A 26,566-nucleotide genomic window follows, 5' to 3' on the forward strand; every position below is an offset into this window, starting at 1 on the left:
ATCCCGGCGACCTGCCCCAATCCGAGCGGAGGTCGCCGGTAAACTCCTGCCCGTGACGACGAATGGCGCTTACGCAACAGGCATCGCAACCGTGACCAACGGAGGGTCCGCCGATCCCGGCGTTGTCCTCGACGTCTGGTACCCGGACCCCGAACTCGCAACGCCCGATCTTGCCGACACCAAGATCCTCGAGGGCGACGACATTCCCACAGACCTGAACGATCTGGTCGGGCTCGATGAGGCACGCGGCGTCAAGATCGTCGCGGTGCGCACCTCCATTGCTGATCTGTCGGTCGCCCCGTCGGATGCCTACGACGTGTACCTGCGTCTGCACCTGCTGTCGCATCGACTCATCGAGCCGCACGAGGCGAATCTCGAGGGCATCTTCGGTCTGCTGTCGAACGTCGTCTGGACGAACTTCGGCCCGTGCCCGGTGGAGGGATTCGAGAAGGTTCGACGACGCCTTCGCGCTCGCGGACACGTGACCGTACTGAGCATCGACAAGTTCCCCCGGATGGTCGACTACGTCGCACCCGGCGGAGTCCGCATCGGCGACGCCGATCGCGTGCGTCTCGGCGCACACCTCGCCCCCGGCACCACCGTGATGCACGAGGGATTCGTGAACTACAACGCGGGCACGCTCGGGTCGTCGATGGTCGAGGGTCGGATCTCCGCGGGCGTCGTCGTCGGCGATGGTTCGGACATCGGTGGCGGAGCGTCGACGATGGGCACGCTATCGGGTGGCGGCAAAGAGATCATCTCGCTGGGCAAGCGCTGCCTGCTCGGCGCGAACTCCGGCTGCGGCATTCCTCTCGGCGACGACTGTGTCATCGAAGCAGGTCTGTACGTGACCGCCGGCACCAAGGTGACCGGACCCGACGGCGCGTCGATCAAGGCGCGCGAGTTGTCCGGACAGTCGAATCTGCTGTTCCGCCGCAACAGCCTCACCGGCGCCGTCGAGGTTGTGCCGTGGAAGGGCGACGGCATCGCGCTCAACGAGGCGCTGCACAAGAACAACTGACTCGGGGGCTGCCGGGTCGACATCGCGGACGCCTTCGTGGGGGCGTGTGATTTCGACTCGGCAGCTCGCTGCGCTCGCGGCCGGCTCAATCAGCGGCGAGGCGTCGGGCTCAATCAGCGGTGGGGCCGGCTCAATCAGCGGCGAGGCGTCGGGCTCAATCAGCGGGCGGGGCCGGCTCAATCAGCGGCGCGGCGTCGGGTCGGGTTGTAAATGTGTGTCAGATCGAAGGATGTGGGTGCTGCAGCACCCACATCTTTACGTTCAACACACATTTGTGGCGGGCCGCCGGGTGGGCGACGCACAGTCGGCGGGATAGAGCGCCCAGTCGGCGGGACGGGGCCCTCAGGCGGTGAGCCGCGCCACGGCGGCGTCGATGCGCTCGTCGGTGGCGGTCAGAGCGAAGCGCACGTGGTTGACCCCGAGCGGTCCGTAGAAGTCTCCGGGGGCAGCCAGGATTCCGCGCTCGGCGAGCCACGCAACGGTGTCGCGGCAGCCCTCGCCCCGGGTGGCCCAGAGGTACAGCCCGGCTTCCGAATCGTCGACGCGGAAACCCGCCTCGCGCACCGCGGGCAGCAACCGCGAACGGCGCAATTGGTAGCGGGCGCGCTGCGCCTCGACGTGCGTGTCGTCGGAGAGCGCAGCGGTCATGGCGGCCTGGATCGGGAACGGCACGATCATGCCCGAATGTTTGCGCACGGCAAGGAGTTCGGCGATCAGATCACGGTCACCGGCGAAAAAGCCCGCGCGATACGACGCCAGGTTGGAGATCTTCGACAGGGAGTGGATGGCGAGTAGCCCGGTGTGGTCGCCATCGCTGACCCGCGGATCGAGAATCGACACCGCCTCGGTGTCCCACGACAGTCCGAGGTAGCACTCGTCGGACGCGAGGATCGTGTCGTGCTCGCGGCACCATGCAACCACCTTGCGCAGATGGTCGACGCCCAGCACGCGGCCCGTCGGATTCGACGGGGAGTTGATGAACATGAGCGCGGGTGCCGAACTGCCCATGACCGGGCCGATCTGCAGCGTCGAATCCGCTCGTGTCACCGACGCGCCCGCCAGCAGCGCGCTGACTTCGTACGTGGGGTAGGCGACCTCGGGGATCACGACGTGGTCGCCGACGCCGATACCGAGCGCGGAGGTCAGCCCGGCGATGGCCTCTTTGGTCCCGATGACCGGGAGAATCGACGATTCGTCGAGATCCGATGCGCCGTACCGGCGTGCGAGCGCCTCTGCTGCGGCCTCGCGTAGCTCTTTCGTACCGATCGTTGTCGGATAGCCGGGGAAATCCGACGCGGACGCCAACGCCTCACGGATCAGCGTGTCGACGGGATCGACGGGCGTGCCGACAGAGAGGTCGACGATGCCGTCCTCGTGGGCGGCAGCAGTCGCCTTGGCCTCGGCGAGCGAATCCCAGGGAAAATCGGGTAGCGCCTCACTCACACGTGCCCGACGGGCCGTTCGCAAGTCAGTCCTCGCCCTCGTTCATCGGCGGGAGTTCTTTGACGAAGGGCGGGTCGAAGTCGGTCTTGCCGACCTTGCTCGCGCCACCCGGCGAACCGAGGTCGTCGAAGAAGTCGGCGTTCGCGCTGACGTAGGGCTCCCACTCGTCGGGAACGTCGTCCTCGTAGAAGATCGCTTCCACGGGACACACCGGTTCGCAGGCACCACAGTCCACGCACTCATCCGGCTGGATGTACAGACTGCGGCCACCCTCGTAGATGCAATCGACAGGGCACTCCTCGACGCAGGCCTTGTCCATCACGTCCACACAGGGCTCCGCGATGATGTACGTCACCACTTTCTCCTTTTCCGCATCACACGTTCACGTGTCCGCTCGCGCCCGCGTGTGCTCACACGGCGGCAGACCTCGACGCGAGGGCTGATCGCGTCGCACGCGCGCACCGTCGACCTCCCCCGAGACAGGCGCCGAGCACACACGCATCGTCAACCTTATCTGCCCGGCAATGCCACAGCCCACATCGCCCCGTGCAATCGCCCACATCTTTCCCGGTCAGGGCAACTCGGCACGACGAAGATCACAGTTTCGACGACTCGATTCCCTCCCCGACGGCAGCCGTCGATTTGCGTTCAGCGTGACGCCAACCCTCCCGCGGCGCAGACGTCGGGAGCATCCTGTCCTGGTGAGTCTGATCATCGCCCGGAACGGGGCCCAGCAGATCAGCGTGGGATTGGCCATCGCGCACTGTCGACGCCGCTGATCATCCGCCGATCCCCGACCCCTCTCCACCTTTCTTCCGGAGTGCTCATGACCTCGACCCTCGATCCCGTGCACCGCGCCGCGACACGACCGACGAGTGCCACCCTTCCCACACGACTTCGACCCGCCGACCTCCTGCGCATCACCGATCAGGGCGTCGCAGACGTTCTCGACGGTCGATATAACCACCTGCTGCCTCCGTCCTGGGACCCCGTCGAGCGCTGGTCGACCCGCCTCGAATCCGACGACGACCTCGACCTCTGGCTGATCAGCTGGACGCCCGACCGCTCGACGGACCTGCACGACCATGCCGGCTCACTCGGCGCACTGACCGTGCTGTCCGGCGCGCTACGCGAGTACCGCTGGACCGGCAACGACCTCGCACTGCGCATCCTGTCCGCGGGCGACCAGGCGTCGTTTCCCCTCGGTTGGGTCCACGACGTGCAGCATCACGCCAGCGCACCTCCGCTGCGCGGCCTCAACCAGGCGCACGCAACCTCGCACCGCCTCGGCTCGGTGAACGAACCGGGCCCCACCCTCAGCGTGCATGCCTATTCGCCACCCCTGACGGCGATGTCGTTCTACGAGGTCACCGACGCGAGCAGATCGCGACGCACACGCACAGAACTCACCGACGAACCCGAATGATCCCGATAGCCTTGCGGTGTGCCGATGACGATCAATGACCTCCTGCTGAACGCGCGCGAAAGCCTCCAGCGGGTCGACGCCGCGGACCTGCCCGCCGAACTCGAGAGCGGTGCAGTCCTCGTCGATATCCGGCCCGCCGCGCAGCGCGCCGCCGAAGGAGAGTATCCCGACGCACTGGTCATCGAGCGCAACGTCCTGGAATGGCGCTGCGATCCCGCCAGTGACGCCCGGATCGACGAGGCGGTCGATCACGACGTGCGGTGGATCATCCTGTGCTCCGAGGGCTACACGTCGAGCTTGGCCGCGGCGTCGTTGCAGCAGTTGGGCTTACACCGCGCCACCGACGTCGTCGGCGGCTACCGAGCGATCCTCGCCACGCAGTCAGACGACTGAACTTCTCAGTGCCGCAAGACCTCCCGAAGCCGCGAGACCTCCCGACGCCTCAGACTCGCTCACGCGACGGCGGGCCAGGGACGGCCCGACGGCATGGCGTCTGCCGCGAGTCCGGTGTCCGGGTCGGCGAGTGCCGCAACGTGCGCCGTCAGTGACGGATCGATCCAGTTCTCGGCGTCGAGCACGTACGGCGGTTGGGCCGTGATCCGCTCGGCGAGAACGTATCCCGATTCCGCGGTGATCTCGGCGAGAGTGGTCAGGTTGGGCCACGGACGTTCGGGGTTGACGTGGTCGGGCGTCAGCGGCGACACGCCACCCCAGTCGTCGATGCCCGAGGCGATCAACGCCGCGCACTCCTCCCCCGACACCAGGTTCGGCGGCGCCTGCACCCGCATGCGCGACCCGAGCACGATGCGTGCGGTTGCCACAGCCGCGAGGAACTCGGTCATCTCGGCGTCGGGTGTGCCGCGCATCGCGGTGTCGGGCTTGGCCCGGAAGTTCTGCACGATCACCTCTTGGATGTGACCGGCACGCGCGATATCGGCAAGTGCGAGTAGCGATTCCGCGCGTTCGGTCAAGCTCTCGCCGATGCCGACGAGGATGCCCGTGGTGAAGGGAATCCGCAGATCACCCGCATCGCGAAGCACCTGCAGCCGGACCAACGGGTCTTTATCGGGGCTGCCGTAGTGCGGTTGCCCCTTCTCGGTGAACAGTCTGCGCGAGGTGGTCTCGAGCATCATGCCCATCGAGGGCGCAACGGGCCGCAACACCGCCATCTCCTCGGCGCTCATCACGCCGGGGTTGAGATGCGGCAGCAGGCCGGTGTCTTCGAGGACGGCAACCGCTGCTGCGCGCACGTAGTCGAGTGTCGACGAATATCCCCGTGCGGCAAGCCATTCGCCCGCCTGCGGCCAGCGATCCTCCGGCCGGTCGCCCAGGGTGAACAGCGCTTCTTTGCAGCCGAGCGCGGCTCCCTGGCGTGCGATCGACAGCACCTGGTCGATCTCGAGGAACATGCCCTCGCCCGCCCGTGCCAGTTTGCCCGGCACCGTCACGAACGTGCAGTAGTGACACCGGTCGCGGCACAGCCGCGTCAACGGCACGAACACCTTGCGCGAGTAGGTGATCTGACGTTCCCGACCCACCTCGGCAAGCCCCTCGTCGCGCATCGCCGACGCGACCGCCGCCACCGCGGTCAGGTCGTCGCCCGACGCCGACAGCAGCGCCGTCGCCTCGGCGAGCCCGACGTCGCCGCCCGCGCGCACCACGTCGAGCGCCTCACGTGCAGTCATGTCAGTTGTCATCACGCTCACCCCTCGCGGGTCTCGACGACATACGGCCCTACATCGAACGTACCGTTTCTCTCTCGAAACGAGACTGCCGTACCAGGCCAGAGCAGCGTCAGCCTTCCGCTGTCCGGATCGACATACCAACTGTTGCAGCCGGTCAACCACACCGTCGACGAGGCGCGTTCGTCGATCTCGGCTGTGTAGGAGGCTTCGGCGTCGGCGGTGACCTCCACCGATCGGATGCCGTCGTCGGCGAGTACATCGAGCGCGCCGAGAACGTAGCCGAGTTGGGTCTCGATCATGTAGATGGCGGAGTTGTGCCCCAGTGCGGCATTGGGGCCGTCGAGCACGAACATGTTGGGGAAGCCGTGCACGGTGGTCGACGCGTACGACGTCATCCCGTCGGACCAGTGCGTGTCGAGCCGTTCGCCGCTGACACCGGTGATGCGCGTGGAGACTGGAGGTCGGGCGGCCTCGAATCCCGTTGCCATCACGAGTAAGTCGAGGTCATAGCAGCGTCCACTGGCCGCGCGAGCCTTCGATTCGCGCACCGTGTCGAGCGCACTCGGCTCGAGAATCACGTTGTCGCGCAGAAGCGTCGGATAGAAGTCGTCGCTCAACAGGATGCGTTTGCACCCGATCTCGTAGTCGGGTGTGAGGATCGATCGGAGTTCCGGATCGTCGATCTGGGCGTGCAGCTGAGTTCGTGCGCGCGCGCGGATCTCGTCGATATCCGGGTGCAGCGCGAGCCGCTGACGGAACGCGGCATCGGCGTCGCGCAGAAGCTGATCGCGCACATCATCTGCGACAGCGGGATCGAGGTAGGTGGCGCGTTCTTCAACGGTGTACTGCCGATCGTCACGCGGCACGACATACGGTGGCGTCCGACAGAAGACGACGAGTTCTTCGGCGTTCTCGGCGAGATGCGGAGCGATCTGCACCGCCGACGCACCGGTACCCACCAGACCGATGCGCGCGCCGTCGAGCGGTAGGTCGTCACGCCAGGCGGCGGTGTGGACCACCTCGCCGGTGAATGAGTCGAGTCCCTCGATGTCGGGGACTCTCGGCTCCGACAACCGCCCGACAGCGAGAACCAATGCACGGCAGATGATCTCGCCGTCGGACGTCGTGATCGTCCACCGAGCCGCTACGGGATTCCAGGTGGCGTCGAGCAGCTCACAGCCGAGTCGGAGTCGGTCGTCGAATCCCTCGTCGAGCACGGTCCGTTCGAGGTACTCGCGGATCTCGCCACCACTGGGATACACCGACGACCAATCGGCAGGCGGACGGAACGAGAAAGAGTAGAGATGCGCCGGAATGTCGCAGGCAATACCCGGATAGGTGTTGTCCCGCCACGTTCCCCCGACGGCGTCGGCACGCTCGAGAACGAGAAACGACTCGCCTCCACGTCGAGCGAGCTTGGTGGCCATCCCGATTCCGGCGAACCCGGCACCGACGATCACGACGTCGACGTCGGGCTCTGCGACAGCTCGACGGTCAGGCGTGCTCACATGATCGGCAGTCACCCGCAGGCCCGCATATTCTCGTTGCGCGGCAACGTGATTCGACGCCCCTCCGGAGGATCGCCATAGTCGGTACGACGCTGCCGGGGCAGCCGACCAACCGCGTGAGCGATCTCCGCGATGTCGTAGACGGACAGCGTGCGACCGGCCTCCTGGCCGGATTCCGGCGAGAGCTCGCCGTCGAGCAGCAAGCCGCCGATGTCGTCGGCCCCGCCCGCGAGAACGTCGAGGACGACGTCGCGATCGAGCTTGGTCCAGGCGACCTGGATGTGGTCGATGTGTCCGAGCATCATCAGACGCGCGACCGCGTGGACTGCTCGGGTCTCACGAACACCGACCGAGTGGGTGGCCGCGCCGGCGAGGTGAGGTGGTGCGTTCTCGGGCAGCAGCGGCATGACGATCAACTCGTGAAAGCCGTGGGTCTCGTCGGCGATGCGCGCGAGCAGTCGCAGGTGTGCGACCACATGCTCGGGCTCTTCGACGTGGCCGTACAGCAGAGTGGCGGTGGAGAACAGGCCCGCGTAATGGGCGGCGCGGATCGTGTCGACCCACTCCGATACCGGCTGTGGCGCACCTGCGGGATGCAGTGCCGCACGTACCTCGTCGTCGAGAATCTGTGCCGCGGTGCCCGGTACCGACCCGAGTCCCGCGGTGCGCGCCAGCCGGAGGAACTCCGGGACGTCGAGATTCATGCGCGCAGCACCGTCGCGGATCTCGGGTGGTCGGAAGGCGTGCAGGTGCATGTCGGGTGACGCGGCGTGGATTCTTTCGATGATTCGCAGGTAGACGTCGCCGCGTTCATCGCCTGGTATCGCGCCCTGCATGCAGATCTCGGTGGCGCCGAGCGTCCACGCCTCGGCGACGAGCGCCTCGATCGAGACTGCCGAATCGTCGGCCGCGACAACCGCGGTGTCGAAGTTTCGGTTCACCACGAAGGTCATGACGTCGGGATCGGTGACCTCCCTGCGGGCGGCGTCGGCGAGTGCGCACAACGCGAGCAGGTCGTCATCATCGGCGCCGAGCAAGGCCACCCACTCGGCGTCGGTCACCGACGCCGGGTCGGCTCGCACAGCGGCCAATGCCGACCGAACCGATTCGACTGGGGCGGGGCGGTCACTCGCCCACGCGCGCAACACCATGCAGAACACTCTAACGATCGCCGCCGTCGCTACCCCCGGCGGACGCGGCTGGAGAGGCTCAGCGGACGCGGAACCCCGGTCAGGCCTCGGCCTCGGGCAGGCGTCTCGACCACACCAACGCGACGGGTGCACCGAGTCCGATGATCACGAGCAGCAAGGTCGCGAGCGTCATGCTGCCCTGCAGCGCGAGCATCACGTCGCCGCCCGGGCCACCCATGCCGGCCACGGCAAGCACAATCAGCCACGCCACCAGGGGGCCGTACCGCAGCGGGCCGTCGGTGTACTTCGCGGCCAGCCACAGCAGCAGGCAGTTGAGCAGGCCGGCGCCGATCGCAGCGACCGGTACGGGTGTCCCTCCGAGGCGCAGATAGACGAAGCCGACCGAGAGGAGTCCGACGATGAATCCATCGAGGATCAGGAATCCGAGGAGCACGCGGTCGGCGACACGCATCACGCCACTCCGTCGGACGAGCCGTCAGACGCGTGGTCCGAGAAGAAGAGATCCGCAGCCCGGCGCCCAGACGTGAGGCGATCCCGGTTCGACCGCAGCACGAAGTGTTCGTCGCTCATGATCGGTTGCAGGATGTTGTTGCTGAGCGCGTACTCGGTTCCCGACGGCGCGACGGTCACTTGCGTGGCGTGTGCACGCAGCCCGTCGACCTTGCGGTCGTAGACGGCGCTGACGTCGATCGCGGCGTCGATCTCGTCGTCGGGATAGCTGGGCAACTCCCCCGTCCCGGGCATCCGCCACCCCTGCGGAACACTGCTCGCCGAGGCCAATCCCTCGTGCAGCGCACTGTGTTCGGTGACCGACTCCCAGACGATTAGCTCACGCCCGGTTCGGGCCTCGACGAGTGGGATCGCCGCCATCGACGCCGTGTGGACCATCTTGTGGTCGGGGTGACCGTAGGTGCCCGCCATGTCGTAGGTGACGAGGACGTGCGGGTCGAACTCGGCGATGACGTTCGCGAGTGTTGCCACGACGTCGTCGAAGCGCGCTTGCGCGAGCGCACGCGGATGCTGCGCCGACGCCGAACCGGCCATCCCCGAATCGCGCCAATGCCCCGCACCGCCGAGGAACTTTGGACGCAGCGGCGCTGCACCCTCCGGAGTGAGCGCGGCCAGCGCATCGGTCAGCTCGCGGATACGGTAGCCGCCGAGTTGATCGGCACCGCCGTCGGCGACCAACTGCGCCCATTCGTCGCCGATCACCTCGCCCTCCTCGCCGAGCGTGAACGTGAGGACGCGCACGTCGACGCCCTCGGCGAGGTACCGCGCGATGGTGCCCCCGGTCATGATCGTCTCGTCGTCGGGATGCGCGTGAAGCAGCAGCAGTCGACGATCGGATCGCTGGTCGCTCACGAGAGATTCCATGTGCTCGCCGTGCCGAAGATCGAGACCTGGATCGGTCCGGACAGCGGAACACGGGTCACCTTGCGCGTCACACCCACCATCATGCTGTCCTGATAGAGCGGCAGATAAATCGACTGCGCTGCCAGCAGCGGTTCGGCCTCGGTCAACTGCGGAAGCGGGTTGTCCGACGACAACGCGTCGCGCGCGAGGCCGATGAGGACGTTGTCGCAGACTCCCGAGGGATTCGACGCGTAGACGTCCTGGGTCGACGTCTGCTGCTGCTGGTCGGGGGCATCGCTCGTGGGGGTCGGCGGCGTCGAGAGGCTCGGTGCCGTACCCGGCTTGGGCTGATCGCAATCGACCTGGGACGCCAGTGCCGCGGCAGGCGGCACGCCGAGGCCCGTCCAGCCAACGGCCATGTCGACACGCGATTCGGTGAGGGCGACCCCATACAACTCGTTGTTGGGCAGGGAGACCACGGCGGCACGGACACCGGCGTTGCGTAGCTGGTCGACGATGTTGGCAGCGGCGGCGGTCGACCGCGCGTCACCGCTGATCGCACCGACGCGCACGGCGAGGTCGCGGCCGTCCTTGGAGAAAGCGGCGACACCGTCGGGTACCGGCGACATGGTCGACGCGGGGTCGGGTGGCGTCGAGGACGACGGGGAGACGGGGGCCGTCGAGGACGACGGGGCTCCCGACGAAGGTGACACAGAACTGGTGGCCGGTGCACTCGAGGGAACCGACGAACCGGCGGGCGGCGTCGAGGTCGGGGTCGGCGCTCCACGCCGGTAGCCCGCCGACCCGAGCAACTCGTCGATCTGCTCGACGCTCGGGCGCTGGCGGTCGACTGCGAAGTACCCCGGATCCGACGGTGCGAGAACGGTGTTCGCGTACGGCGTGACGATGGTGTCGCCCGCGCCCGCGTAGGTGACGACCGCCGGGTCGATCATTCCCAAGATTGCTCGACGAACCGCCACCGAGTTCATCACCGGAGTGCGCGCGTTGACGCTGATACTCAACGCTCGTGACGTCGCCGAGCGCTGCGTCGCGATCCCTGGGACGGCGGCGAGTTCTGCGCTACTGGCGGGCCCGGTGGCCAGCGTCGCGAGCGACGAGTCGCCCGAACGTACGGACTCCACCATCTGCGACGCGGTACCCGCTCTGCGCAACACCACCTGGTCGAGGATCGACGGCTTCACCCAGAAGCGGTCGTTGCGGATCAGGCGCACCTCGTCGCGGGTGGTGTCGATCGAGAACACCGAGAACGGACCAGCCGACACCGGCTTACCGCTGTCCATACCGGTCTGGAATCCGGCGGGCGCCCCCTTCAGGACGTGACTGGGAAGCAGCCAGGTGAACATCTCGCGCCATGCCGGGTATGCGCGCGCGAACTTGACCGTCACCACCTTGCCACCGCTGCTCGACTCCACGGAGTCGATCAACCGGTACCCCGCGGGCGCGACGACGTTGGGCTGTCGAGACATCTGTTGCCACAGGTAGCTGAAATCGTCGCCGGTGACGGGCAGACCGTCGGACCACTGCGCATTGGTGTGGATCTTGTAGGTGACCGTGAACGGCTGCTGCGACGTGACCTCCGCCGAGGTGAGCAGCGCCTCGGAGCGCTGCCAGACAACACCGTCGGGCGTCTGAACGGGTTCGAACGCACTCGGCAGTGTCATCGAGGCGATCGCCGTGGTGACGGGGCTCTGATCGGCGGCGAGATGCGGATTGAATCCCTGGCCGACCGAGTCGGTGGCGACGTAGATCGTCTTCTCCGTCGGGTACTCGGCGGGGGTCTGCGGTGGGGCCTCGGTCTCGCGGACCGGCGGCGGCGGGTCGGACATGCACCCGGCCATCGTCGCGGCCACAACAGCGCTCAGCACCGCCAACAGGAGGTGCCTACGCCGTCGAGAACGGTCAACCGCTCGCGCCCGCATCGGCGGCCTCCTGCCGGTCACCCACTCACCCCCACCATCACGTCCCCATGTTCACGTCAGCACCACCCCGACACTCACGAGGTCGGCTAGCCGGCCGCCTGATCACGCGTCTTGGCTCGCGAACGCTCACGGGCACGCGTGGACGAATCGAGATGCACCTTACGCACACGCACGACCTCGGGGGTCGCCTCGACACACTCGTCTGCTGCGCAGAATTCCATCGCACCCTCGAGCTCGAGATGCATTGGCTTGGCCAGCGTCTCCATGACGTCTGCCGACGACTGACGCATGTTGGTCAGCTTCTTCTCGCGGGTCACATTGATGTCGAGATCCTCCGCACGCGGGTTGATACCGACGACGTGACCTTCGTAGGTGTCGTCGCCCGGATTGACGAAGAACGTGCCGCGGTCGGCGAGCTGGATCATCGCGAACGGCGTCACCGTACCCGCACGGTCACTGACCAGTGAGCCGGTGTGGCGTGCGCGGATCTCGCCCGCCCAGGCGTCGTAGCCGTCGAACACGGCGTTGGCGATGCCGGTGCCGCGCGTCTCGGTGAGGAAGTCGGTGCGGAAGCCGATCAGCCCGCGGGAAGGCACCCGGAACTCCATGCGGACCCAACCGGATCCGTGGTTGTTCATCTGGTCCATGCGACCCTTACGCGCCGCGAGCAACTGGGTCACCGCACCGAGGTACTCCTCGGGGACGTCGATCGTCAGGTGCTCGAATGGCTCGTGCACCTTGCCGTCGACCTTGCGTGTGACCACCTGCGGCTTGCCGACGGTCAGCTCGAAGTTCTCGCGTCGCATCTGCTCGACGAGGATCGCGAGGGCGAGCTCACCACGACCCTGCACCTCCCAGGCGTCGGGCCGATTGATGTCGACGACGCGCAGCGACACGTTGCCGATGAGCTCGCTGTCGAGGCGATCCTTGACCATGCGCGCGGTGAGCTTGTGGCCCTTCACCCGACCGGCGAGCGGCGAGGTGTTGGTGCCGATGATGACCGAGATGGCAGGCTCGTCGACGGTGATGCGCGGCAGGGCAACCGGGTTCTCGGCATCGGCGAGGGTGTCGCCGATCATGATCTCGGGGATACCGGCGATGGCCACGATGTCGCCTGCGACCGCCGACTCCGCCGGACTGCGCTCCACGCCGACGGTTGCGAGCAGTTCGGTGATCTTGGCGCGCTCGACGACCGGCTCCGCGGTGCCGTCCTCCTTGGTGATCTCACGCATCCAGGAGACGGTCTGGCCCTTCTTGAGGGTGCCGTTGTGGATACGGACCAGCCCGAGGCGGCCGAGGAACGGCGAGGCGTCGAGGTTGGTGACGTGCGCCTGCAGCGGAGCGTCCGCGTCGCCCTTGGGCGCGGGGACGTGCTCCATCAGGACGTCGAAGAAGGGGTCGAGGTTCTCGCCCTCGGGTACCTCGCCGTTCGCGGGCTCCACCGTGCTGGCGATGCCTGCGCGGCCCGAGGCGTACAGGACCGGGAGGTCGAGGACCTGCTCGGCAGCGGCGGCGGCCTCGTCGTCGAGGTCGGAGGCGAGGTCGAGCAGCAGATCGTGGGTCTCGGAGACAACCTCCGAGATGCGCGCGTCAGGACGGTCGGTCTTGTTGACCAGCAGGATGACCGGCAGCGATGCGCTGAGCGCCTTGCGCAGCACGAAGCGGGTCTGCGGGAGCGGACCCTCGGACGCGTCGACGAGCAGCACGACGCCGTCGACCATCGACAGGCCGCGCTCGACCTCACCGCCGAAGTCGGCGTGGCCGGGGGTGTCGATCACGTTGATGACGACCTCGGTGCCGTCGGGCTGACGACGATGCACCGCGGTGTTCTTCGCGAGAATGGTGATGCCCTTCTCGCGTTCGAGGTCTCCGGAGTCCATCACGCGATCGACGAGCTCGGCACGCTCACCGAACACTCCGGACTGGCGGAGCATCGCGTCGACCAGCGTGGTCTTGCCATGGTCGACGTGCGCGACGATCGCGACATTGCGGAAGTTGGGGACAGCGCTCACTGAGCTCTCTTTCATCTTTTTCGACGTCCCGAAGGCATGTGCGGGCCGTCGGCGATCCGGTTTCAGGCACCGGATGTGGACTCTACGACGCTCAACAGGGTATCTGCTCGGACCATGAGAGCGCGATCACACAGGTGGGAGCGTGTTTTGCGGTGCTCTTTCGAGGGGTCGTCATCGTCACCGCGACCGACCACCCGCCTGGACTCCGATCGCCCCGGCGACGGCGAGGATTCCGAGCAGCTCGGTGAGCGCGGGGACTTGCCGCAACGCGATGAAGCCCACCACAGCGGCTGTGACCGGCAGTAATGCGAGCAGCACGGCGAACCGAGCCGGACCCACCGAACGCAGGATGACCTGATCGAGGGCGTACGGAACCGCTGTCGAGAGCACCCCGAGTCCCAGCGCGAGCAGGATGAGCCACCACACGTTCTCGCCGGCTCGCACGGCCGGTCCCACGGTCAGCGCCAGCGGCGACGTCACGATCGCCGCGACAACGAAACCCGTTGTCAGGTCCTCGATCCCCGCCCCGCGGACGGCGACGCGCCGGCCCAGCACGATGTAACCCGCCCAACACGCAGCGGCCACGAGCGCCAGCACGACGCCGAGCACACTCCCCGCCCAGTGCACGTCGACGATGAGTGCCACGCCGATCACCGCGGCGAGCAGCGCCGCGACATCGCGCCTCGTACGTGATCCGGCCGCCGCCACCGCGATGGGACCGAGAAACTCGAGTGCGACCGTCGTGCCGAGTGGCAGGTGGTCGAGCGCGAGGTAGAACGCGATGTTCATCGCGGCCGTCATCAGGCCGAACATGCCCGCGAGGCGCAGCCGCGACCACTGCCACGCGGCACGGCCGGGACGCACCACGATCAGCAGCACGAGGCCTGCCCCGGCGATGCGCAACCACGCGACACCCGCGGGCGACACCACGTCGAAGAGCTCGATCGCGATGGCGGCACCGAGGTACATCGACGTGCCACCCAGGAGCATCAGCGCGGGACCCAGCCAACGCACGTCGCGTGTGGCCGAAGGCCGCTCGACCCGTTGCCGTCGCTGTTGCGTCACAGCCGACGAACCTACTCCGCGCCGCAGTCACCTCGCACGGAAGTTTTCACCGACACGATCGTCGTCAGGACGAACCGGATGATCCTGCCGAGCCCGTCGTCAGTCCGTTCGATGGCGCCTTCCGCACGCATCCGCTCGCCGCGGCTTTCCCGGCGAATCTGTCGGCGAGCCATTCGTAGGCCTCGTTGTATCCGGCGACTCCACCCGCGATGTGGCCCAACGCAGTTCCTCCGATCACCGGAAAGCTGATGTTCCGATACTCGAGTGATCGTGGGTTCTCGGCGCACCACTCGGCGAAGAGCGTCTGACCTTGCGAGACGGGGACCGTCGGGTCAACGGGATTGCTGGACAACAGGATTGGGATATCGGTGGGCTTGCGCATACCGACCTTCTGATCATTCACGCGCGCGGCAAGCGCGGGGGTGGAGTCGATCAGCTCCCCGATTGTCTTGCCGCTGGCCGTCCACGTACTGGTCTTCGGCGATCCGATGAGGGTCGTCGCCACGATGCACTGTCCGCGAACAAGATTCGTCACGCGCTTGCCCTCGGCGTTGAGCAGCGGAGGAATCTGTTGCGCCATATCGGGATACAGCGCCATCGCCCCGTCGATGGCCCACCCGATCGCTCCGCCGAGGCGCTGACCGTCGAGGTGATTGAGCAGACTGCGCAGATCGGTCGGAGCACCGCCCGCATAGATTCCGACAACATGGTTGGCCAGGTCGGGGGCGTAGGAGTCAATCAGTTCCGCTGCAGCGGCCGTCGCGGCGCCGCCCTGCGAATAACCGGCGAGCGCGACCTTGGTGGCCGGATTCACGCCGGGCAGGTGCAACGCGGCGCGTGCGGCATCGATCACGGCGTTGCCCTGGTCGATGCGCATCGCGAAGGTGTGATCGCCGGGTGTCCCCAGTCCGATGTAGTCGGTGCTCACCACGCCGTAGCCGCGCGCGAGCAGGTTGTAGGTGATCAGTGCTTCGATCTCGGCCATCGGTCCGCCGGGTGACGCCACGTTCGGCGAGGAGACCAAACGTGAAGGCGCACACTGGTCGCCCATGCCGTGTGCACCGGGCCCGTAGGAGACGAGGGGACGCGTGCCCGGTCCGGCCCACGGCCGCGACGGTTGCAAATAGTAGCCGCTGACCGCGACCTTCTTGCCGAGAGCATTCGTCGACACATACAAGATCTTCGTCGCCGACGCCGGGATCTTCCCGGCCCGATTGGGCACGGTGATGAACGTCGACATGGACTGTGTCCGAAGCAGTGTGCCTGGCGCGGGAAGCGCGCCCGTCGGCGGTGTGTAGAAGGGGTCGCTGCCACCCGACGATCCCGCCGAACCGCTATCGGCTGAGCCCGACGACCCGAGCGGTGCCGCCGCGGCGCGACCGGCGTCGAACACCGCGCTCGTTCCCAACATCCCGGCGACCGTGAGCGCCACGACGCAAATGATGGTCGCCATCGATCGCCACCGGCCGCCACGCGACCGAACCGTACGCCGATACGGCGTTTCTCCCCCTCGATTGCCCACTCCGACTCCCACTTTCGATTCGACAGCCACAGCGATGTCGCGTGCTCCCCTGGTACGACGGGATGTGCGGATCGCCACCCCCGGTGTTCGGTGTACGACAGTAAACCGAGTGTCGTCTGAGTGCAGGTTCGATTACCGATTCGTGATGTAACGAGTTGACGCTTGCCCTGTCATCGCGCTCGGCGCAGAACCTTTCGGAGTTCGGGCAGCCACGCGGTATCGGCGGGCACCAGCCGGCCCACCGCAGCCATATCGTCGAGTTCGTCGGCGCTCACCCACAGCAGTCGGGAGTGTTCGACCGCCCTCGGCGCACCGTCGACGATCCGCGCCCACAGCGCGACGAGCGTCAGGTCGTGCGAGAGTTCGACGGAGTCGGCGAGGCGTGCACCCACCTCGACGTCGACCTCGAGTTCTTCGCGCAGTTCACGACGCAACGCGGTCGCCAGGTCTTCGCCGTCTTCGACCTTGCCACCCGGAAGCTCCCACAGACCGGCAACCTGTGGCGGATAACTGCGCTGCGCCAAAAGAAGTCGGCCATCGGAGGTGGTGATGGCACCCGCGACGACGATCCTCGTGCTCACCTGCCGATCACCGCCACGTGTTCAGGACGCAACCGCAGCGCGACGGAATCCCCCACGCGCACACCGTCCGGCGACACCGCATCGACCTCACCCACCGATGTCGACACCCGAATCCGCTGGCCTGCAGGAAGATCGGCCACCACGACCACCTCGCCACGAACCGCATCCGCGTCGAGAGTCCGGTCGCGCGCAATTGCTTCCGCGGCGAGCGACTCCGCGCGGAGTCCGAGTTCGCCTGATTCCCAGTCATTGTCGATCCGCAGGGATTCCGGGTCGACGACGCCCAACGACGTGCTGATCACACCGTCGGTTCGTCGCGCCTGCACCACCGTCGTGCATCCGAGGAACTGTGCAGTCCACGTATCGACCGGTCTCTGCCACAGCCGCGCAGGTGGATCCGTCTGCACGATGTCGCCCGACCTCATCACCGAGATCGCGTCGGCAACCAGCGCCGCCTCGGTGTGATCGTGGGTGACCAGGATCGCGGGTGTCGCGGTCGCCCGCACGGCGCGACCGATGTCGACGGCCAGCTCGTCGCGCAGTCTGCGATCGAGTGCGGCGAGCGGTTCGTCGAGCAGCAGCAGTCGGGGGTGGGGCGCGAGCGCACGCGCCAACGCGACGCGTTGCGCCTGCCCGCCCGACAGTTCGTCGACCGAACGCCGCTCAAATCCGGGCAACTGTACGAGTTCGAGCATCTCGGCAACCCGTTCGGCGATCTGTGACCTGCCCATGTGCCTGGCCTTGAGTCCGTAGGCGACGTTGGCACCGACGCTTCTGCCGCCGAACAGTTGACCGTCCTGAAAGACAACACCGAAGTCCCTGCGGTGCGGCGGCACTCGGACCACATCGTCTCCGTCGAGGCGGATACTTCCCCGCTCGACCTCTTCGAGACCTGCGATGGCGCGGATCAGCGTCGACTTTCCACACCCCGACGGACCGAGCAGCGCGGTCACGAGACCGTGCGCCCCGACGCTCCAGTCAAGATCGTCGATCACCGTGTGCGCACCGTAGGAGATGCGCACGCCCTCGAGTTCGAGCTTCACAGCACCGCCCTCGACCGAGGCCTGAGCACTTCGACGGCGAGCATCGCCACGGCGGTCGCCACGACGAGCAGCATCGACGCCGCCATCGCCGTCGCCAATTGTGTTGCGCCGGGACGGTTCAGCGCGGACCCGATCAACACCGGCAGCGTCGTGGTGTCGGCGCGCGCCAGAAAACTCGTCGCACCGAATTCGCCGAGCGCCATCACGAATGCGAATCCTGCTGCGGCGGCCAGCGACCTGCCGATCGCGGGAAGGTCAATGGTGCGCAGCACGCGCAGCGGGCCCGCCCCGAGCGTCGCAGCAGCAGCGCGTGCACGGTCGGGAACCGCGTCGAGCGCGGGCACGAGAATCCCGATCACGACCGGTATCGCGATCAGCGCCTGAACACACGGAATGATCAACGGCGAGGACGCCGTTCGTGCGGGAAGCTCCGACAGCACAATGAGATAACCGAAACCGAGTGTGACAGCACTGATCCCGAGCGGGATGAGCGCCAGGACCGCGCCAACCGTCCGCGCAGCGCCTCGTGCGGTGTGCAGTGCGATCGCGGCCATGACACCGACGACCAGCGCGATCAGCATCGCCAGCAAGGCGGAGAGAAACGAATACCGCAGCGTCGCAAGTGGTGTCACACCGTTCACCGGCTCCGCCAGCGCGCGATAGCCGGCAAGAGTCCACGCGCCGTCACGACCGGGGCGAACCGACCGCACCGCGAGCACCACGATCGGAACGACCAGGCCCACGATCGTCAAGGCCCACGCGAGCGTCGCCGACACCCGCGCCCACCCCCGGAGTCGACGACGCCGAGGCGCGCGCGTGCTCGTGGCGGAACTTCGCGACCGTGCCGTGACGAGGCGGGTGAGCAACAGTGCGACGACCACGACGACGATCTGCAACAGCGACAACGCCACCGCCTCCGGAATCCGGAAGTAGCCGATGGCCTGTTGGTAGATCTCGGTTTCCAGTGTGCGTAGCGTGCCGCCACCCAGGATGATGATCACGCCGAAACTGGTCGAGCAGAACAGGAAGATCAACGTGGCAGCGGCGCCGACCGCGGGCAGCAGCGCGGGGGCGATCACCGTCCGCCACGCACGAAACCGCCCGGCGCCCAACGTGCGTGCGGCATCGAGAGCACGGGTGTCGAGCCCGCGCCACGCCGCGCTGACAACCCTAACCACCACCGCGACGTTGAGAAAAGCGTGCGCGGCCAGCACCGCCCACCATCCGGAACCGATGTGCGCAAAGGCGAGTGGGCCGTCGAAGACCGCTCGGAACGCGACACCGACCACCACCGTCGGCAAGACGAACGGCACCGTCACGACGACGCTCAGAATCATCGCCGACGCTCCCCGCAGCCTCGACGACAACCAGACGATGGGTGCGGCAACCATCAGCGCCAGCGCCGTCGACGCGGCCGCCTGGGCGAGTGTCACCCCCAGCAGGTGAGCCGCGTGTGTTCGCGTGAACAACTCCCCCAGCGATGCTGATCCTGTTGCGGCGTCACCGTTCTGGGAGATCGCGCGCCACACGAGCGCGGCAACCGGCCACACGAAGAGCACCCCGAGGAACACCACGGGAACGGCAGCGAGCAGCCAGCCTCCGAGGCGGTTGCTGTTCAGCGACCGACTGCGCTGCGCCATTGCTGAAGCCACGTCTCCCGATTCTGCGCAATGTATGCGGGCGGGAGATTCACCGTCGACTGTGGGATCGGTGCACGTTGCGCCCAGCCGTCGGGCAACGGCGTGTTCTTCTGCACCGGGTACACGTACATCGACGCCGGAAGCGCCTTCTGCACAGTGGGACTCAGCATGAAGTCGACGAGTTTGCGGGCACCGGCCGCATTGGGAGCACCCTTGAGCACGCCGACGTACTCGACCTGCCGAAAGCAACTGTCCAGTAGTGCACTCGTCCCCGGCGTCGCAGCAGGCGACGAGGCGTACGACAGCACTATCGGCTTGTCACCCTTGCCTTCTCCGGCAGTGAAGAGCTGGTTGTACGCGATCTCCCAACCCGACACGATCGTCGCGCCCGCCGCGGACACCTGCTTCCAGTAGTCCTGCCAGTTGTTCCCGAATACTCCGACAGTGCTGAGCAGATATGCCATACCCGGCGACGACGTGCCGGGGTCGATCAGCGCGGCCTGCTTGGCGTAGGTGGGATCGGTCAGGTCGCGCAGACTCTTCGGCGGGGTCTGGCCCTCGCGTCGATACCACTCGTCGTCGATGTTGAGACAGACGTCGCCACGGTCGACCGCCGTCAGCTCGTTGTTCGAGTCGGGCACCGCGTATCGATCGGCGCCGTCGGCCAGAGCGGGCGATGCGTACGACTCGAGCGCCCCGGCCTGAATGGGTCGGGTCGCGAACGTGTTGTCGATCCCGTACACCGCGTCACCTTTCGGCGAACCCGGCGTGAGAGACACCGTCGACGCCAGCTGGCCCGCGTCGCCGCTCTTGACGACCTTGAGCGTCTGGCCGGTCTCCTTCTTGAACTCGTCGAAGACCGTTTGCGGGAGATCGAACGAATCGTGGGTCAACAGCGTGACCTGAGAATTCGACGACGGATCGTCGCCACACGCGGTCAGCATCGACGCTCCGACCGCGACAACCGCTGCGGCCACCGCCCCGGTGCGTACCAACCCTCTGCGCGTACTCCGCTCCCAGCGGGGGCGTCTCACTGCGGTCCGGTCTGTCACCAGCGCTCCTCATCTCCGGGCGATCCACATCTCGTGGTGCTCTTCGCATGCGAGATCGACGCCGTCCGACACATAGAACTCGGGCGACAGCATTGAAGAAAGACACACCACCGAGAAGACCGACGTTGATCGAACTCTTGTCGATCTAACCAGGTGCATCGCACACGTTCCGCAGACCAGCAGACAGTGCATGTCCGTACGTAACATTCGTAACAATTGCATCACCTGCACCAAAACCGGGGTGCTTGCGGCGTTAGGCTCCCCTGGACACCGCCCCATCGCCGGGGCTTAGAATGACGCGCCGGCGTTTCCGGACAGGACGCCCGGGTAGGGTCCCGAGTGCACCGTTAGCCTGTGCTCGACAAGTACCGAGTGCCCGATAACTACACCGACAACCGATAGGACTCCGACAAGTGCGTCTCTCAGCACTGACCAGTCGCGCCCGCATCGCAGTGGCCGCAGCAACGGTTGCCGTCGCCGCTTCGCTCGCCGCCCCGAGCCTCGCGCACGCGGCACCGGCGCCCACCCAGGCCACGAAGGTCGACCAGCGCACGCTGGATTCCCTCGGAGCCTTCGCGCCCGCGATCATCGGCTCGGTCACCACCCCCGGACCGGACGGCAAGGTGAACGCCCAGCTGTTGCAGCAGGCGCGAGCGATGGCCGACCAGCCGGGACTCCCCCCACAGGTCGCCGCCACCTGGCAGAAGATCACCGACTTCCTCGGCGAACCCGGCCGCAAGCAGGTCGCCCGGATCGAGGCCGCAAAGCCAGGCGACCCGGAGATCCCGCAGGGCCCGAACGCACCGAAGATCCAGGAGTTCCTCTACCCGACGCTCGGCTTCGGCTGCATGCCCGGCGGCGGCAACTCCCTCGGTCGAGCACTCGTGACGGCGGGTCCGCAGAAGGCGCCGGCTCCAGGCCCCAAGCGTGGACAGGCCGGCTACGTCTACACCAGCCTCGGCACCGGCCCCGCGATCAACAATCAGGCCCGCCAGCTGCTGGTCAGCTGGATCAACATCGACAACGGCCGCACCGGTCAGCTCCAGCTCAAGCGCAACGCGCTGATCAACGCGACCAACGGACCGGGCACCTTCACCGGGATCGCCTCTACCGGCAAGGGACGCGTGATCTCCACGATCTACGGCGACGTGACCACCAAGACCAAGGGCAAGGTGCTCAGCTGCACCATCATCCCGACGATCGGACTCGCGATCATCTGATCCGACCCGGGTAGCACTCTCGGCAAAGGCCGGGGAAGCAGCACACGCTTCCCCGGCCTTGTCGTCTCTGCTCTGCCGTTTCTGCTCTAGCGTTTGCGGCTCCCGATATCCGGCCGTCGGGTCGCATCGCTCGTGGCTGCGTCGAGGATCGCATCGGGGTCGCGTGCACATCACAGCTCGGACTCGCGACTTGCAGACCCAACCTCAACCATGATCTCTTGTAACTCTAGAAACATCTGTCACATCTGCACCACGCGTATCGTGCGTGGGCTGATGGTCGTGTCGAGGAGAAGCATGATGATGTCGGCCCTACACACCGCAACCGGGCACAGCACCATGACCGGGCACCGCGAGCAGAACCGACGTCGACTCCGCGTTGGCGTCGCAGGAGCGGTCACGGCCGCCGCGATGTTGCTCGTCGTACCGGCGACGGCATCAGCTGCGCCCGCACTGCCCACCGCTCCGACGACCCTGGCCCCCGACCCTCAGTCGCTCGGCAGCGTCCCGCTCGACCACGAGCTCGCCGAAGCAGTCAAAGTACTCAAGGCCGCAGGCGTCGACCAGTTGGCATTGAAGGCCGCTGAGGCCGTGAAGTCCTCGTTGGGGCAGCTTTCCACCGCCGACATCGAGAGCAAACTCAACACCCTCTCCGTTGCACTCGGTGGCGCTTCGGCGTCGCGCGACGTGAGTGCCACCGGCGGCGCACCCCATCCCGTCGCCGGTTCCGACGTCGAGTCAGCACTCAAAACGCTCGGCATCCAACCGTTCTCGCCCGCCATCGCACCATTCTGCGCAGCGCCTACCGACGACAACCCGCTCGGGATCGTGACAGGCGCTGCCGGTGCAGCGCCGGGGCCGTGGCCCGCCAAGGAGGAGCCGATGAAGGTTGTCGAACCCCTGGCACCGCTTCTGAAGCTCATCCCCGGCATCACCTTGCCGGAGAAGCTGAATCTCGTGGGCAAGGGTGAGACGGCTTTCGCTTTCGTCCCGGCCGCTGTCGGTACCGGCACCGCCGATGACGGCCAGATGCAGGTTGCGTGGTTCAACACCTCGACACTGCAGGGTGGTTTCGAAAAGCTTGCCCCGGTGACGGATCCGCGCGCGAAGATTCTGCTTCCGTTGCTGTCCGGTGTGCGCCTCGCTCCGGTGAAGACCGGTAGCGGCACCATTCTGGCCGCCATCTACGGGACGTCGAACAACGCGGGCCGCTCATGCTTCTTCCTGCCTGCGATCGGCGTGGTGAACGCCAAGTGACGACGTCATCTCGCCGCCGGAGACCGCGGAGGCAGGCAGGGGATATCGCATGTGACAGATCGGTATCAGACAGATCGGCATCGGGCAGATCGCTGCGTGTGGCGACGTGCGCAGCCATCGCCTGCGTAGGCCTCGCGGCAGCACCTGCCCTGGCGTCGGCGGCCCCACCAGCGTCGGCCGGTGAGCCGAGCGCGCAGTCCTCCTCGGACCCCGCCAAGACTTCCGACCCCACCAAGTTTTCCGACACCACAACGACTGTCGATGCGGTCACGACAAGCGGGGCGTCGGCAGGCGCGGTGTACTCGCGGCGGCCGATCACCCGATCGGATCTGGTGCCCGGCGCGGCGAGCGGCACGGTGTTCACCTACGCGACCACCGGGGCAGATCACAAGCCGCAACGATCGAGCGGCGTGCTGCTGACACCCTTCGGATCCGTTCCCGCAGGCGGATTCCCGGTCATCGCGTGGGCGCACGGTTCCCGGGGCCTGGCAGACGGGTGCGCTCCGTCGGTGCGGCCGGCTGTCGCTGATCTCGATCAAGCACGGACGTGGCTGTCACGTGGCTACGCGGTGGTGAGCACCGACTACGCGGGACTCGGAACCGCCGGAACACCACAGTATTTCGACACCGATGCGACGGCGCGCAACATCGTCGACGCGGTGCGTGCCACCCAATCATTGCGCAGCGATGTCTCGCGTCGGTGGGCCGTCGTCGGTCAGGGACAAGGTGCCGCAGCTGCGGTCACACTCGCTCGGATCGGGCCGACACTCGGCGGCCCGAACCTGGACTTCCGCGGCGCCGCCGCGTCGTCGATCCCGGCACAGTTCTCGTCGCTGCTCACGAAACTCGGCCCCGGCACCGTCAACCTGCCCGCCGGGTTGACCGCCGACGCCCTCTACACTCTCAGCGCCATCAGCAGCGCGCGCCCGTCAGTGGATGTGGTCGACTACCTCACCGAGAGCGGCAGAAGCTGGTTGAACCGTGCGGCGCAACTGTGCGTCGCCGATCTGACCCGCGAGGTCGACGGTGTGTCGCTGGGATCGCTGTTCTCCAAACCACTCTCGGGCAATCGAGAGCTCGCAGGTGTTCTCGAGGCGGCATCGGTGTTGCCGGTTCGTGGCTTCACCCGACCGGTGATGATGACGCAGGGGCTCGTCGATCCGTCCGTGATCGTGCCGCTGACGCTGAACTACATCAACGACGCCCGGATGGCCGACAGACAAGTCACCCCGCGCCCGTATCTGACTCTGTCCGCTGACGGCGCAAACAAGATGGCCGACAACGACATCCGTTCGTTCATCGCCACCGTCATGCGCTGATGGGTCCTCGACAGCGAGCCGCGTCGGGAGGATTTCGACACCGAGCGGCGTCGGCAGGCTTTCCCCTCGCCTACGCACTCTCATCGGCTGTCGCGAGCGCCGCGGGCGCATTCGGAACACGACGCGCCGCCGCACTCACCAAGCCGATTCCGCTCGCCCTGCTCGCAGGACGCGCACTACTGCGTCGACAGCACCACTACTCCGGTCTGGGCATCGACGATGCGCTGCTCGCCGGTGCCATAGCGTTCTCGGCAGCAGGCGACCGCGCGATGCTTCTGGAGGAGTTCACGCCGACCGACAGCGAAGCCGATCGCGTGACAAAGGATCGTCGACTCGCCACGGGCGCAGCGCTTTTCGGTGCTGCCCAACTCTGTTACTGCGCGCTGTTCTGGCGACGCGGTGCCCGACCGACGGTCAAGGCATTCGCGCCGAGGATGGCGGCCCTGAGTGAGTCGGCCGCAGTCCTGGCCGCCAACCGACCTCGTCCGCTGCTCGTGCTCGCCCCGTACGGCACCTCGTTGGCGGCGATGTCGACGCTCGCGGGCGCCGTCGACTCCCCGCAGCCGTCCGCTCGCATCGGCGGACTGTTGTTCCTCGCATCAGATTTCACGATTCTCAACCGCCGACACCTGATCTCGGGTGCCACCGCGCGCAGCATCAGCGAAGTCTGGGTCCTCGCAAGCTATTTCGCGGCACAGTATCTGCTCACCGATGCAGTCGACGTCGCGGCGTCACCCGACGCAGCCGGCGAGCTCGCCTGACCCGGACCTAACTCGACTTCGCCCGCTTCGTCGCCTCGAAGCGGGAGAGATCGTCTGCCGCAACGGCATCCATCTCCTCGAGTTCGAGACCCTTGGTTTCGCGCACCTTCGCCCTGACGAAGAAGTACGACGCCGCGGCACAGAACGCGAAGAAGCCGTAGACCCATCCGAGTCCGAGGCTCGAGCTGGCCTGCGGGAAGAGCATCGAGATGGTGAAGTTCGCCAGCCAGTTGAACGCGGTACACACACCGAGCGCGACCCCGCGGATTCGGTTGGGGAACATCTCGCTGAGCATGACCCACATGACCGGACCCCAGGTGGCGGCGAACGCGATCACGAAGAGGTTGGCTCCGATCAGCGCCACGACACCCCAGTGCCCATTGAGCGTCAGACACTCGGAATTGGTGTTCCCCGGTGTGCACTGCGTATCGCCGACAGAGCCGGTCTCCTTGTAGTGCGACTGTGTGAAGGCGACGCACGCCATGACGAGTCCGATGAACATGCCCACCGAACCCCAGAGAAGCAGCACTCGCCGCCCGATTCGATCGACGAACAGAATCGCCACGAACGTCATCACCACGTTGATCGCCGACGTGATGACCGACGTGGTGAACGCGGAGTCTGTGCTGAATCCGACGGACGTCCACAGGCTCGTCGAATAGTAGAAGATGGCGTTGATACCGACGAACTGCTGGAAGATCGCCAGCCAGATACCCACCCAGACAAGCGGATGCAGACCGAACGACGGACCGCGCAGATCCGACAGCTTGGCCGACGATTCACGCTTGACGGTCAGTTTGATCTCTTTGACACGATCGAGCGGATGCTGCTCTCCGGTGACCTCCTGCAGGATGCGGGCGGCCTCCTCGTCGCGGTTGTGCCCGACGAGATACCGCGGAGACTCCGGGATCAGCAGCGCGAGAATGCCGTACACGACTGCGGGAATGACGCCGACCAGGAACATCCACCGCCAGGCCTCGAGTCCCCACCACAGGGTGTTCATGGGGTCGCCACCGGGCGCGGCCTGTTGAAAGAGCTTGTCCGACAACAGCGCTGCGAAAATGCCGAGTGTGATGGCCAACTGCTGCATGGATGCGAGCGCGCCGCGATAGCGCGCCGGCGCGATCTCGGCGATGTAGGCGGGGGCGATCACCGAAGCGATGCCGATGCCGAGTCCGCCGATCACGCGCCAGATGAGCAGGTCCCAGACCGTTTGGGTGTACGCGGTTCCGACGGCCGACGCGGTGAACATCACCGCACCGAGGACCATCACGCGTTTGCGACCCCAGACGTCGGCAAGACGACCGGCAAACCATGCACCGACAACGCAACCGAGCAGTGCGATCGCGACGGCGAAGCCCTTGAACAGCGATCCCAGCCCGAAGGTGTCCTGGATGGAGTCGACCGCGCCGTTGACAACGGAACTGTCGAAGCCGAAGAGGAATCCGCCGACGGCCGCTGCGACGCTGACGCCGATGACCCGCGCTGTGTGTTGATCAGATGAAGGGGCAGAACGTGCTTGTGACATTGCCTGACCTCGCCTCGATGCTCGGTTCGCGGGGACGCAGCG

At 66.6% G+C, this 26,566-nt stretch carries 23 protein-coding genes; 7 read left to right on the forward strand and 16 right to left on the reverse strand.

Annotated features, from left to right (window positions below; all coding sequences use genetic code 11):
• Positions 1–52: 52 nt before the first annotated feature.
• Positions 53–1,021, forward strand: coding sequence for a 2,3,4,5-tetrahydropyridine-2,6-dicarboxylate N-succinyltransferase (gene dapD / locus GOSPT_RS15620; RefSeq protein ID WP_005207373.1), 969 nt, complete (start codon positions 53–55; stop codon positions 1,019–1,021).
• 342 nt (positions 1,022–1,363) lie between these two features.
• Here dapD and dapC read toward each other — a convergent pair whose 3' ends face one another.
• Both dapC and fdxA read right to left on the reverse strand, forming a co-directional pair.
• On the reverse strand, positions 1,364–2,488 hold the full coding sequence (dapC, locus tag GOSPT_RS15625) for a succinyldiaminopimelate transaminase (RefSeq protein ID WP_005207374.1): 1,125 nt from the start codon (positions 2,486–2,488) through the stop codon (positions 1,364–1,366).
• 1 nt (position 2,489) lies between these two features.
• Complete coding sequence (gene fdxA / locus GOSPT_RS15630; RefSeq protein ID WP_005207375.1) at positions 2,490–2,822, reverse strand: ferredoxin; 333 nt, start codon at positions 2,820–2,822, stop codon at positions 2,490–2,492.
• Positions 2,823–3,290: 468 nt separating this feature from the next.
• On the opposite strand from fdxA, the gene GOSPT_RS15635 reads away from it, so the two are divergent.
• Together GOSPT_RS15635 and GOSPT_RS15640 are read left to right on the forward strand one after the other, a co-directional pair.
• A complete protein-coding gene (locus GOSPT_RS15635) occupies positions 3,291–3,890 on the forward strand; it encodes a cupin domain-containing protein (RefSeq protein ID WP_005207376.1) in 600 nt (199 codons plus the stop codon).
• Between the two features lie 24 nt (positions 3,891–3,914).
• Entirely contained in the window at positions 3,915–4,283 is a 369-nt protein-coding gene (locus GOSPT_RS15640; protein ID WP_174273065.1) for a rhodanese-like domain-containing protein, read from the forward strand.
• A 59-nt stretch (positions 4,284–4,342) separates the two neighbouring features.
• Here the strand turns inward: GOSPT_RS15640 and cofG are convergent, their stop codons facing one another.
• The 13 genes from cofG to GOSPT_RS15705 form a co-directional block, all read right to left on the reverse strand.
• A complete protein-coding gene (gene cofG / locus GOSPT_RS15645) occupies positions 4,343–5,575 on the reverse strand; it encodes a 7,8-didemethyl-8-hydroxy-5-deazariboflavin synthase CofG (protein ID WP_005207378.1) in 1,233 nt (410 codons plus the stop codon).
• A gap of 17 nt (positions 5,576–5,592) precedes the next feature.
• The gene (locus GOSPT_RS15650) at positions 5,593–7,083 is read right to left on the reverse strand and encodes a flavin-containing monooxygenase (RefSeq protein ID WP_039856258.1); all 1,491 of its coding nucleotides are present in this window, start codon (positions 7,081–7,083) and stop codon (positions 5,593–5,595) included.
• 11 nt (positions 7,084–7,094) lie between these two features.
• The gene (locus tag GOSPT_RS15655; protein WP_039856243.1) at positions 7,095–8,234 is read right to left on the reverse strand and encodes an FO synthase; all 1,140 of its coding nucleotides are present in this window, start codon (positions 8,232–8,234) and stop codon (positions 7,095–7,097) included.
• A 79-nt stretch (positions 8,235–8,313) separates the two neighbouring features.
• Complete coding sequence (locus GOSPT_RS15660) at positions 8,314–8,685, reverse strand: hypothetical protein (protein ID WP_005207381.1); 372 nt, start codon at positions 8,683–8,685, stop codon at positions 8,314–8,316.
• Positions 8,685–9,608: an N-acetyl-1-D-myo-inositol-2-amino-2-deoxy-alpha-D-glucopyranoside deacetylase gene (gene mshB / locus GOSPT_RS15665; protein WP_051993949.1), complete on the reverse strand. Its 924-nt coding sequence runs from the start codon at positions 9,606–9,608 to the stop codon at positions 8,685–8,687. Before mshB ends, GOSPT_RS15660 begins: the two co-directional genes overlap by 1 nt.
• Complete coding sequence (locus tag GOSPT_RS15670) at positions 9,593–11,527, reverse strand: ABC transporter family substrate-binding protein (RefSeq protein ID WP_051993951.1); 1,935 nt, start codon at positions 11,525–11,527, stop codon at positions 9,593–9,595. Before GOSPT_RS15670 ends, mshB begins: the two co-directional genes overlap by 16 nt.
• 86 nt (positions 11,528–11,613) lie before the next feature.
• On the reverse strand, positions 11,614–13,539 hold the full coding sequence (gene typA, locus GOSPT_RS15675) for a translational GTPase TypA (RefSeq protein ID WP_039856245.1): 1,926 nt from the start codon (positions 13,537–13,539) through the stop codon (positions 11,614–11,616).
• A gap of 177 nt (positions 13,540–13,716) precedes the next feature.
• Positions 13,717–14,604: an EamA family transporter gene (locus GOSPT_RS15680; RefSeq protein ID WP_005207385.1), complete on the reverse strand. Its 888-nt coding sequence runs from the start codon at positions 14,602–14,604 to the stop codon at positions 13,717–13,719.
• Between the two features lie 64 nt (positions 14,605–14,668).
• The gene (locus GOSPT_RS15685) at positions 14,669–16,057 is read right to left on the reverse strand and encodes a lipase family protein (protein WP_005207386.1); all 1,389 of its coding nucleotides are present in this window, start codon (positions 16,055–16,057) and stop codon (positions 14,669–14,671) included.
• Positions 16,058–16,296: 239 nt separating this feature from the next.
• Positions 16,297–16,707 carry an NUDIX domain-containing protein gene (locus tag GOSPT_RS15690; RefSeq protein ID WP_005207387.1) on the reverse strand — a complete coding sequence of 137 codons (411 nt, stop codon included), beginning with the start codon at positions 16,705–16,707 and terminating at the stop codon, positions 16,297–16,299.
• Positions 16,704–17,750 (reverse strand): ABC transporter ATP-binding protein, encoded by a 1,047-nt coding sequence (locus GOSPT_RS15695; protein ID WP_005207388.1) that lies wholly within the window; start codon positions 17,748–17,750, stop codon positions 16,704–16,706. Before GOSPT_RS15695 ends, GOSPT_RS15690 begins: the two co-directional genes overlap by 4 nt.
• Entirely contained in the window at positions 17,747–19,390 is a 1,644-nt protein-coding gene (locus GOSPT_RS15700) for an ABC transporter permease (RefSeq protein WP_005207389.1), read from the reverse strand. The genes GOSPT_RS15695 and GOSPT_RS15700 overlap by 4 nt, the downstream gene beginning before the upstream one ends.
• Positions 19,366–20,442: a thiamine ABC transporter substrate-binding protein gene (locus tag GOSPT_RS15705; protein WP_005207390.1), complete on the reverse strand. Its 1,077-nt coding sequence runs from the start codon at positions 20,440–20,442 to the stop codon at positions 19,366–19,368. The genes GOSPT_RS15700 and GOSPT_RS15705 overlap by 25 nt, the downstream gene beginning before the upstream one ends.
• A gap of 413 nt (positions 20,443–20,855) precedes the next feature.
• On the opposite strand from GOSPT_RS15705, the gene GOSPT_RS15710 reads away from it, so the two are divergent.
• From GOSPT_RS15710 to GOSPT_RS15725, 4 genes are all read left to right on the forward strand, one after another.
• The gene (locus tag GOSPT_RS15710; protein ID WP_005207391.1) at positions 20,856–21,662 is read left to right on the forward strand and encodes an Rv1157c family protein; all 807 of its coding nucleotides are present in this window, start codon (positions 20,856–20,858) and stop codon (positions 21,660–21,662) included.
• Positions 21,663–21,959: 297 nt separating this feature from the next.
• A complete protein-coding gene (locus GOSPT_RS15715; RefSeq protein ID WP_005207392.1) occupies positions 21,960–22,916 on the forward strand; it encodes a hypothetical protein in 957 nt (318 codons plus the stop codon).
• 98 nt (positions 22,917–23,014) lie between these two features.
• Entirely contained in the window at positions 23,015–24,235 is a 1,221-nt protein-coding gene (locus GOSPT_RS15720; RefSeq protein ID WP_005207393.1) for a lipase family protein, read from the forward strand.
• A complete protein-coding gene (locus GOSPT_RS15725; RefSeq protein ID WP_005207394.1) occupies positions 24,235–24,996 on the forward strand; it encodes a lysoplasmalogenase family protein in 762 nt (253 codons plus the stop codon). Before GOSPT_RS15720 ends, GOSPT_RS15725 begins: the two co-directional genes overlap by 1 nt.
• 7 nt (positions 24,997–25,003) lie before the next feature.
• Here GOSPT_RS15725 and GOSPT_RS15730 read toward each other — a convergent pair whose 3' ends face one another.
• A complete protein-coding gene (locus GOSPT_RS15730) occupies positions 25,004–26,524 on the reverse strand; it encodes a sugar porter family MFS transporter (protein WP_005207395.1) in 1,521 nt (506 codons plus the stop codon).
• Positions 26,525–26,566: the final 42 nt, after the last annotated feature.

Origin of the sequence: Gordonia sputi NBRC 100414, assembly GCF_000248055.1 — a bacterium.
Lineage (GTDB): Bacteria > Actinomycetota > Actinomycetes > Mycobacteriales > Mycobacteriaceae > Gordonia > Gordonia sputi.

Bases quoted from the DNA above. Each gene is read 5' to 3' on its own strand.
- GOSPT_RS15700 (WP_005207389.1), bottom strand. From the start codon at position 19,390: ATGGCGCAGCGCAGTCGGTCGCTGAACAGCAACCGCCTCGGAGGCTGG.
- GOSPT_RS15635 (WP_005207376.1), top strand. From the start codon at position 3,291: ATGACCTCGACCCTCGATCCCGTGCACCGCGCCGCGACACGACCGACG.
- GOSPT_RS15640 (WP_174273065.1), top strand. From the start codon at position 3,915: ATGACGATCAATGACCTCCTGCTGAACGCGCGCGAAAGCCTCCAGCGG.
- GOSPT_RS15730 (WP_005207395.1), bottom strand. From the start codon at position 26,524: ATGTCACAAGCACGTTCTGCCCCTTCATCTGATCAACACACAGCGCGG.
- GOSPT_RS15685 (WP_005207386.1), bottom strand. From the start codon at position 16,057: ATGGCGACCATCATTTGCGTCGTGGCGCTCACGGTCGCCGGGATGTTG.
- cofG (WP_005207378.1), bottom strand. From the start codon at position 5,575: ATGACTGCACGTGAGGCGCTCGACGTGGTGCGCGCGGGCGGCGACGTC.
- GOSPT_RS15660 (WP_005207381.1), bottom strand. From the start codon at position 8,685: ATGCGTGTCGCCGACCGCGTGCTCCTCGGATTCCTGATCCTCGATGGA.
- mshB (WP_051993949.1), bottom strand. From the start codon at position 9,608: ATGGAATCTCTCGTGAGCGACCAGCGATCCGATCGTCGACTGCTGCTG.
- GOSPT_RS15670 (WP_051993951.1), bottom strand. From the start codon at position 11,527: ATGCGGGCGCGAGCGGTTGACCGTTCTCGACGGCGTAGGCACCTCCTG.
- GOSPT_RS15715 (WP_005207392.1), top strand. From the start codon at position 21,960: ATGATGTCGGCCCTACACACCGCAACCGGGCACAGCACCATGACCGGG.
- GOSPT_RS15725 (WP_005207394.1), top strand. From the start codon at position 24,235: ATGGGTCCTCGACAGCGAGCCGCGTCGGGAGGATTTCGACACCGAGCG.
- GOSPT_RS15655 (WP_039856243.1), bottom strand. From the start codon at position 8,234: ATGGTGTTGCGCGCGTGGGCGAGTGACCGCCCCGCCCCAGTCGAATCG.